8 protein-coding genes are annotated in these 6,818 nt (G+C 64.1%); 1 reads left to right on the top strand and 7 read right to left on the bottom strand.

Going from position 1 to position 6,818, the window contains the following annotated elements:
• Positions 1 to 123: 123 nt before the first annotated feature.
• The 3 genes from betC to C8J33_RS22680 form a co-directional block, all read right to left on the bottom strand.
• Positions 124 to 1,665, bottom strand: a complete 1,542-nt coding sequence (gene betC, locus C8J33_RS22670; protein ID WP_132665437.1) for a choline-sulfatase — start codon at positions 1,663 to 1,665, stop codon at positions 124 to 126.
• Complete coding sequence (betI, locus tag C8J33_RS22675) at positions 1,662 to 2,273, bottom strand: transcriptional regulator BetI (RefSeq protein WP_132665438.1); 612 nt, start codon at positions 2,271 to 2,273, stop codon at positions 1,662 to 1,664. The genes betC and betI overlap by 4 nt, the downstream gene beginning before the upstream one ends.
• A gap of 84 nt (positions 2,274 to 2,357) precedes the next feature.
• Positions 2,358 to 3,368, bottom strand: coding sequence for an asparaginase (locus C8J33_RS22680; protein WP_132665439.1), 1,011 nt, complete (start codon positions 3,366 to 3,368; stop codon positions 2,358 to 2,360).
• Positions 3,369 to 3,506: 138 nt separating this feature from the next.
• Here C8J33_RS22680 and C8J33_RS22685 point away from each other — a divergent pair, with 138 nt between their 5' ends.
• Entirely contained in the window at positions 3,507 to 4,244 is a 738-nt protein-coding gene (locus C8J33_RS22685; RefSeq protein ID WP_132665440.1) for a DUF3750 domain-containing protein, read from the top strand.
• Positions 4,245 to 4,648: 404 nt separating this feature from the next.
• On the opposite strand, the gene C8J33_RS22690 is transcribed toward C8J33_RS22685, so the two are convergent.
• The 4 genes from C8J33_RS22690 to C8J33_RS22705 form a co-directional block, all read right to left on the bottom strand.
• Positions 4,649 to 5,647, bottom strand: coding sequence for an NAD(P)H-quinone oxidoreductase (locus C8J33_RS22690; RefSeq protein ID WP_132665441.1), 999 nt, complete (start codon positions 5,645 to 5,647; stop codon positions 4,649 to 4,651).
• A 66-nt stretch (positions 5,648 to 5,713) separates the two neighbouring features.
• Positions 5,714 to 6,145 carry an EamA family transporter gene (locus tag C8J33_RS22695; protein WP_132665442.1) on the bottom strand — a complete coding sequence of 144 codons (432 nt, stop codon included), beginning with the start codon at positions 6,143 to 6,145 and terminating at the stop codon, positions 5,714 to 5,716.
• A gap of 74 nt (positions 6,146 to 6,219) precedes the next feature.
• Positions 6,220 to 6,525 (bottom strand): hypothetical protein, encoded by a 306-nt coding sequence (locus tag C8J33_RS22700; RefSeq protein ID WP_132449659.1) that lies wholly within the window; start codon positions 6,523 to 6,525, stop codon positions 6,220 to 6,222.
• On the bottom strand, positions 6,525 to 6,818 hold a 294-nt coding region (locus C8J33_RS22705; protein ID WP_132665443.1), incomplete at its 5' end, for a transposase domain-containing protein. The genes C8J33_RS22700 and C8J33_RS22705, both read right to left, overlap by 1 nt.

Raw genomic sequence — 6,818 nt, forward strand, 5'->3', positions numbered from 1 at the left:
CGGGCGGTTCTTATTTTAGAGGGCCATTGTCGGCCGGACTGTTCATGCTTCGGCCAAATGGGCCCTGGAGAAAGATCGACTTGTGCAGGCTGTCGTGAACGGCGGTGTCGCTCTTGCCATGGCTCATTCCCCTCGTGGAAATCGTTTCGACTCTTCGAGATTATCGAGGTTCATGTGGTTGCGCATGTAGCGTTCGGAGGCTTTCTGCAGCGGCTGGTGGTCCCAGGGGTAGTAGGCGCCGTTGCGCAGTGCCTCGTAGACCACCCAGCGGCGGGCCTGGCTTTCGCGCACGGCGGCATCGAAGGCCGGCATGTCCCAGCGGGCCTCGCGCATCTGGCGGAAGGCCTCCAGCGTGGCGGCGATGGCGGTGGTCGGGGGCGAGAGAGCGAGGTTGTTCAGCTCGAGCGGGTCGGCCTCCAGATCGAACAGCTGGTCGGGATCATCAGCGCAATGGACGTATTTCCACTTGCCCTCGCGGATGGCGACGAGCGGGGCGATCGATCCTTCCGCTGCATATTCCATCAGCACGGGCGAGACCCGTTCCGCGCCGTTGATGACGGGCAGCAGGCTTTCTCCGTCCGTCCAGGGCATGATCTCGTCCATCGAGATGCCGGCGAGGTCGCAGAGCGTGGGGGTGACGTCGAGGTTTGAGACGGGCGCCTCGTGCAGTCCGGGCGTCACGCCGGGGCCTGCGATCATCAGCGGCACGCGGGCGGAGCCTTCGAAGAAGTTCATCTTGAACCACAGGCCGCGTTCGCCCAGCATATCGCCATGGTCGGAGCAGAACAGGATCAGCGTATCGTCCAACTGGCGCGTCCGCTCCAGCGTGTCCACGAGCCGGCCCACCTTTTCGTCGACATAGGAGATGTTGGCGAAATAGGCTTGCCGCGAGCGCCGGACGTCGGTTTCGGTGACGGTGAAGCTGGCATAGTCGCAGGCCGCGATCAGGCGTTCGGAATGGGGGTCCTGCGTCTCCAGCATGCCGACCTCGGGCAGAAGATGGGCGCAGTCGTCGTAGAGATCCCAGAACTGGCGGCGTGCCACGTAGGGGTCGTGCGGATGGGTGAAGGAGGCCGTGAGGCACCAGGGCCGGCGGCCGGCGGTGCCGATGTCGCGGGCGAGATGATAGATCTTCTGCTCGGCGAGAAAGGCGACTTCGTCGTCATATTCCATCTGGTTGGTGATCTCGGCGACGCCCGCGCCGGTGACCGAGCCGAGATTGTGGTACCACCAGTCGATCCGCTCGCCGGGCTTGCGGTAGTCCGGCGTCCAGCCGAAATCCGCAGGGTATATATCCGTCGTCAGCCGCTCTTCGAAGCCGTGCAACTGGTCAGGGCCGACGAAATGCATCTTGCCGGAGAGCGCCGTATAGTAGCCGGCGCGGCGCAGGTGATGGGCGAAAGTGGGGATGGAGGAGACGTATTCCGCCGCGTTGTCGTAGACGCCGGTGCGGCTCGGCAGTTGGCCGGCCATGAAGGAGGCGCGGGCCGGCGCGCAAAGTGGCGATGATGTGTAGTTGTTGGCAAAGCGGGCCGAGCGGGCGGCGAGAGCCTTTAGATGCGGCGCGTGCAGCCATTCTGCCGGGCCATCCGGAAAGAGTTTCCCGTTGAGCTGGTCGACCACGATGATCAGGATGTTCGGCTTGTTGCTCTCGGCGGGGCTCACGTAACGGGTCCTTTTTCTGTGCGGTTTTCGAGGCGTGCGAGCGCGGCATCGACCGCGTCTTCCGCCAGCGCGATCGACCGCTCGGTCGTCAGCGGTGCGGCGCCCAGCGCGCGGCGGATGTAGAGCCCATCGATCAACGCGGCCGTCGCCTCGGCGATGCGCGATGCCTCGGTTTTCGGGCAGAGCAGCGACAGGCTTGCGGACAGGTTGGAGTGCAGGCGGCGGGCGTAGAGCACCAGCAGCCGGCGGACGGCTTCCGAGCGCTGTGCCTCGGTGTAGAAGGCGAGCCAGGCGGCGACCGTTTCCGGTGCGAATTGTCCGGCGTGGAAACTGACGCGGATGATGGCCGAGACGCGGGCACGGGGGTCTTTAGCCTCAGCCAGTGCAGATACGGTATCACGCCGGAGATCGCGCAGCAGCGAGCGCATGGTTTCGGTCAGCAACTGGTCCTTGCTGCCGAAATAGTGATGGGCGAGTGCGGGGGAGACGCCGGCGCGGCGGGCGATGTCCGACATGGTCACGGCGAGCGTGCCCTGGTCTCCGATGGCGCTGATGGCGGCATCGACCAAAGCCTTTCGGCGCACCGGCTCCATTCCGACCTTCGGCATCCGCATCTCCCGTCGTTGGAGAGAGCTTAATTTTGATTGAGCCGTCAATCAAGAAAAAAGAGGATGCCTTGGTCCGGCTTGACCTTAGGCGTGGCCGAAGGCCTCGGTCACCCTGACATCGCCGACATGCATGCCATTCCAGTTGTACATCGACGTCGTCGCCTCGGCCAGGAGAGCCGCTTCGATCTCGGGCTCATCCCGGAAGAAGCGGGCGAGCGTTGCGGCGATCATGGCTTCGGCGGCGCGGGTGGCGCCGTCTTCGCATTTCAGCGCGATGGCGATGCCCTGTTCGGGAATGGTTGCGCAGAAGACGCCTTCCGCGCCGGTCTTTGCGAAGATGCGGCCGGGCGCCATCTGCATGAGGCGGGTGCAGGCGCGCTTGGTTCCCGCGACGTAGAAGGGCTCGGCCATGCAGGCGTCGATCAGGCGGCGGGCGGCCTTGGCGCGCTCGAGCCCAAGGCCCGTTCCGGTCGCCATCTTGGCAAAGCCGTGGGCGAGGCCCTTCAGCGGAACGGCATAGGTGGGGATGGCGCAGCCGTCGATGCCGCAAGTGTCGTGGCCGAGGGCGGCGCCGGTCAGGCTTTCCATGGCGTCACGGATCTCGCGCTGGATGAAGTGGTCGTAGCCGATATAGCCTTGGGGATCGACGCCGGCGTGGCAGGCGGCGCAGATAAAGCCGGAATGCTTGCCGGAGCAATTGTTGTGCAACGCGTTCGGCTTGTCCATCGCCCGCACCTGATCGATCAGCACCGGCTGGCTGAAGGACCAGTGCGCGCCGCATTCCAGCGTCGAGACGTCGCGCCCGGCCCGCGCCAGCATCTCGGCAGCCAAGGCGGCATGTTCCGGCTCGCCATTGTGGGAGGAGCAGGCGAGCGCCAGCATCCGTTGGTCGAGCCCGTAAGCGTCGGCGGCGCCCGTCTCGATGAGCGGCAGCGCCTGCATCGCCTTGCAGGCGGAACGCGGGAAGATGGCGGCCTCGACGTCGCCGAGGGAAAAGACGGTGCGGCCGTCGCCATCCACCGCAATCACCATGCCCCGATGGCGGCTTTCCACCAGAGCGCCGCGCGTCACCTCGACCAGTACCGGATTCGTCATGTCACAAGCCTCTCGTCATCACATTTCGGTGCGGATCTTGCCATCCGTTCCCGGCACGACGATCTCTCTCACAAGACGCCGCCGCTTTCCATTCCCTGCCATAACCGATCGCGCTTCCCCGTCAAACCCGGACATTGCATGAATCTGATCCGCATTCTCCTGCTCGCCCTCCTCGTCGTCTATCTCCTGCCGGCGCTCGCATCCGCCGGGCTCTGGTATGTCCGGGAGCGTCCGGAAAGCTGGCGTAATGCCGACTGGTCCTCGTCCGGCGTCCTGCCGAAAGCGACGGCGGATGGGGACGCCGCGATCTATGTGCTCTCGGCGGCCACGGGCGGCCTGAAAGGGGCGGTCGCCAGCCATGCCTGGATCGTGACGAAGGGGGCGGGGGACCGCGTCTACAACCGCTATGACAAGGTCGGCTGGGGCACGCCGATCCGGCGCAACATGCGCGAGGCCGATGGCGCCTGGTATTCCAACCGGCCGAACGTGGTCGTCGCCATCACGGGCGCGGAGGCTGCACGGCTCATCCCGCAGGTCGAAGCGGCGATCCAGTCTTACCCCTATGCCACGCCCGGCGCCTACCGCATCTGGCCGGGGCCGAACTCCAACACCTTCGTTGCGCATGTGCTGCGCACCGTGCCCGATCTGGGTGCCGTGCTGCCGCCGGATGCGGTCGGTCGCGACTATCTGCCGGAGGGCAAGCTCTTCTCGATCGATGCCGATGGCCGCGATATCCACGCCACGCTTTACGGCCTCGTGGGAATCTCGGCCGGCGTGCGCAGCGGGTTCGAGCTGCACTTCATGGGCCTCGTCGCCGGCGTGGATGTCGCGCGGCCTGCGCTCAAGATTCCCGCTTTCGGGCGGCTGGGGATGTAAGGAGGCCAGCCTGCGTACGGTCAGTGCGTCCTTACACGTAAATCGTCAGGCTCGAACGTAGAACACGCATTCCCTGCACCAAATCCCCGAAACGGAAAAAGGGCCGCGTTAGCGACCCTTTCCACGAAATACGGCCCGTAAACGGCCCGGACTGGCTGCTGGCTCAGTCCGTAGAAGGAAGGCTCAGAGCGAGGGCTGCCTCATTTCTGCAACCATGCTTCCCGTGTCCGTTACGAGTACCGAAATCTCATTAGACATTGGACCACCTTCCTTTCATTACGTTGAACATGAGGAAAAGATAGGCGATTTTCGAAGAAGCGCAAGTCCTTCCTTCACAAAACTTCTGTCTGCGCGATCACGAAGAATGACGGTTCATTGTCATGCCGTGAGGTGACGATTTTACGTCAGAGGGTGAGCACGATCTTTCCGATGTGGCCGCTCTCCTCCATCAGGCGGTGCGCCTCGGCGACGTTGGCGAAGGGCAGGACGGCGCTCATGACCGGAGCCACGGTGCCCTCGTCGAGCAGGGGCCAGACATTGTCCTCCAGATCGTCGCGGATCGCTTCCTTCTCCACGGCCGTGCGCGGGCGAAGCGCCGAGCCCATGACGCGGAGGCGCTTGGAGAGGATCGGCGCAATGTTCGCATTCTCCACCTTGGCGCCGCCGAGGAAGGCGATGATGGAGAGCCGGCCGTCGGTCGCCAGGCATTCGAGATTGCGCTCGAAATAGGAGGCGCCGATCATGTCGAGAATGACATCGACGCCGCGGCCGCCGGTCTCGGACAGAATGACCTCCTTAAAGTCCTCCTGCTTGTAATCGATGGCCCTGACGGCACCGAGCGACAGGCAGGCCTCGCATTTCGGCCCGCTGCCGGCGGTGACGAACACCTGCGCCCCGAAGGCGCCGGCGAGCTGGATCGCCGTCGTGCCGATGCCGCTCGAGCCGCCATGGATGAGGATGGATTCGCCCTCCACCAGATCCGCCATCTGAAACACGTTCGCCCAGACGGTGAAGAATGTTTCCGGCAAAGCGGCGGCGCGGGCGGCGTCATAGCCGGTCGGCCAGCGCAGCGCCTGCGTCGCGGGCACGCTGCAATATTCGGCATAGCCGCCGCCATTGGCGAGCGCCGTCACGCGGTCTCCGACGGCAAAACCCTCGGCACCGTCACCGATGGCAACGACTTCGCCCGCGACTTCCAGTCCCAGGATCGGGCTTGCGCCGGGAGGGGCGGGATAGAGCCCCTTGCGCTGCATGACATCCGGCCGGTTGATGCCGGCGGCCTCGACGCGCACGAGCAGGTGGCCGGCTTCGAGCTCGGGCAGCGGGCCTTTGGCGAGCACCATGGCCTCCGGCCCACCGGGCGCGGGCAGGTCGATGAACGTCATTTCCGTCGGCAGCGGCATGGGAACTCCTGTGCTTGGTTGATGCCAGAGCTAGTGCATCTCGCGGCAGGGTCAAAGGCCAAGCGTCTATAGCACCAGAAGGATACCACCAACGGTGATCAGGCCGATGCCGAGCGTGTGCAGCGCCGATAGCTTTTCGCCGAGAAACAGGACGGCGAAGAGGGCGACGAGAACGACGCTCATCTTGTCGACCGGCGCCACCCGGGCCGCATCCCCGATCTTCAGCGCCCGGAAATAGCAGAGCCAGGATGCGCCGGTCGCAAGGCCGGACAGGACGAGGAACAGCCAGCTTTTCGGCGAGACGCTACCGGGAGACTGCCAGTGTCCCGTCACCGCCAGCAGGAGCCCCAGCGCCGCGAGGATAACCACGGTGCGCACGAAGGTCGCGAAGTCCGAATTGACATTCTCGATGCCGATCTTGGCGAAGATGGCCGTCAGCGCCGCAAAGACGGCCGAGAGCAGGGCCCAGGCCTGCCAGGAGAGGAAGAGGGATCGCATCGATGGGACCTTTCCGACGCCGTTTGATCGTGAGCGTCCGGCGAACGCCTTTTCGCGCGCTCGTTTGGCCGAATCTATGGGACGAGCTTCACCTCATCGACCATCACTCGCTTGATCATCTCGGGATCGCATTGTTCGTCGGTGAGGAACTGGCGGATTCCACCATCCCACGTCCGTATGTCGGCGAGGAGATTTTGAAGGTCGTCGATTCCGTTTTCGGTCAGGCCTCTCGTGCCATCTTCACTGCCATCGCGGATAAAAACTAATTCGCCCTCGGCAATGTTGTCCGAGTTGGCGGTCACCTCTTCGATGAGCTCGAGGTTCTCGCTGATCATGGTGGCGACTTCTTGCAGCGTATAGATGAACCTTGAGCGTGCCATCACGCAGGCTCGCGTCGGTCTTTTGCCGGCGTCCAAAGCCAGGGCAGTAATTCCTCGAGGCGGTCCTTGGGGTGATCCTGGATCCGGGTCAGGACGTCCGTGAGATAGACCTCCGGATTGTGGCCGTGCAATTTGACCGTTTCGATGATGGTGAGGATGTTAGCGATGCGCTCACCGCCCTTGTCGGAGCCGGCGAACAGCCAATTTTTTCTTCCGATTCCAAGCGGTCTCATAGCGCGCTCGGCTATGTTGTTGTCGATCTCAACACGGCCATCGTCGATGTAAACGCTCAA

Source organism: Rhizobium sp. PP-CC-3G-465 (genome assembly GCF_004343445.1).
Classification (GTDB): Bacteria; Pseudomonadota; Alphaproteobacteria; order Rhizobiales; family Rhizobiaceae; genus Ferranicluibacter; species Ferranicluibacter rubi.

Bases quoted from the DNA above. Each gene is read 5' to 3' on its own strand.
- betI (WP_132665438.1), bottom strand. From the start codon at position 2,273: ATGCCGAAGGTCGGAATGGAGCCGGTGCGCCGAAAGGCTTTGGTCGAT.
- C8J33_RS22695 (WP_132665442.1), bottom strand. From the start codon at position 6,145: ATGCGATCCCTCTTCCTCTCCTGGCAGGCCTGGGCCCTGCTCTCGGCC.
- C8J33_RS22680 (WP_132665439.1), bottom strand. From the start codon at position 3,368: ATGACGAATCCGGTACTGGTCGAGGTGACGCGCGGCGCTCTGGTGGAA.
- C8J33_RS22700 (WP_132449659.1), bottom strand. From the start codon at position 6,525: ATGGCACGCTCAAGGTTCATCTATACGCTGCAAGAAGTCGCCACCATG.
- C8J33_RS22685 (WP_132665440.1), top strand. From the start codon at position 3,507: ATGAATCTGATCCGCATTCTCCTGCTCGCCCTCCTCGTCGTCTATCTC.
- C8J33_RS22690 (WP_132665441.1), bottom strand. From the start codon at position 5,647: ATGCCGCTGCCGACGGAAATGACGTTCATCGACCTGCCCGCGCCCGGT.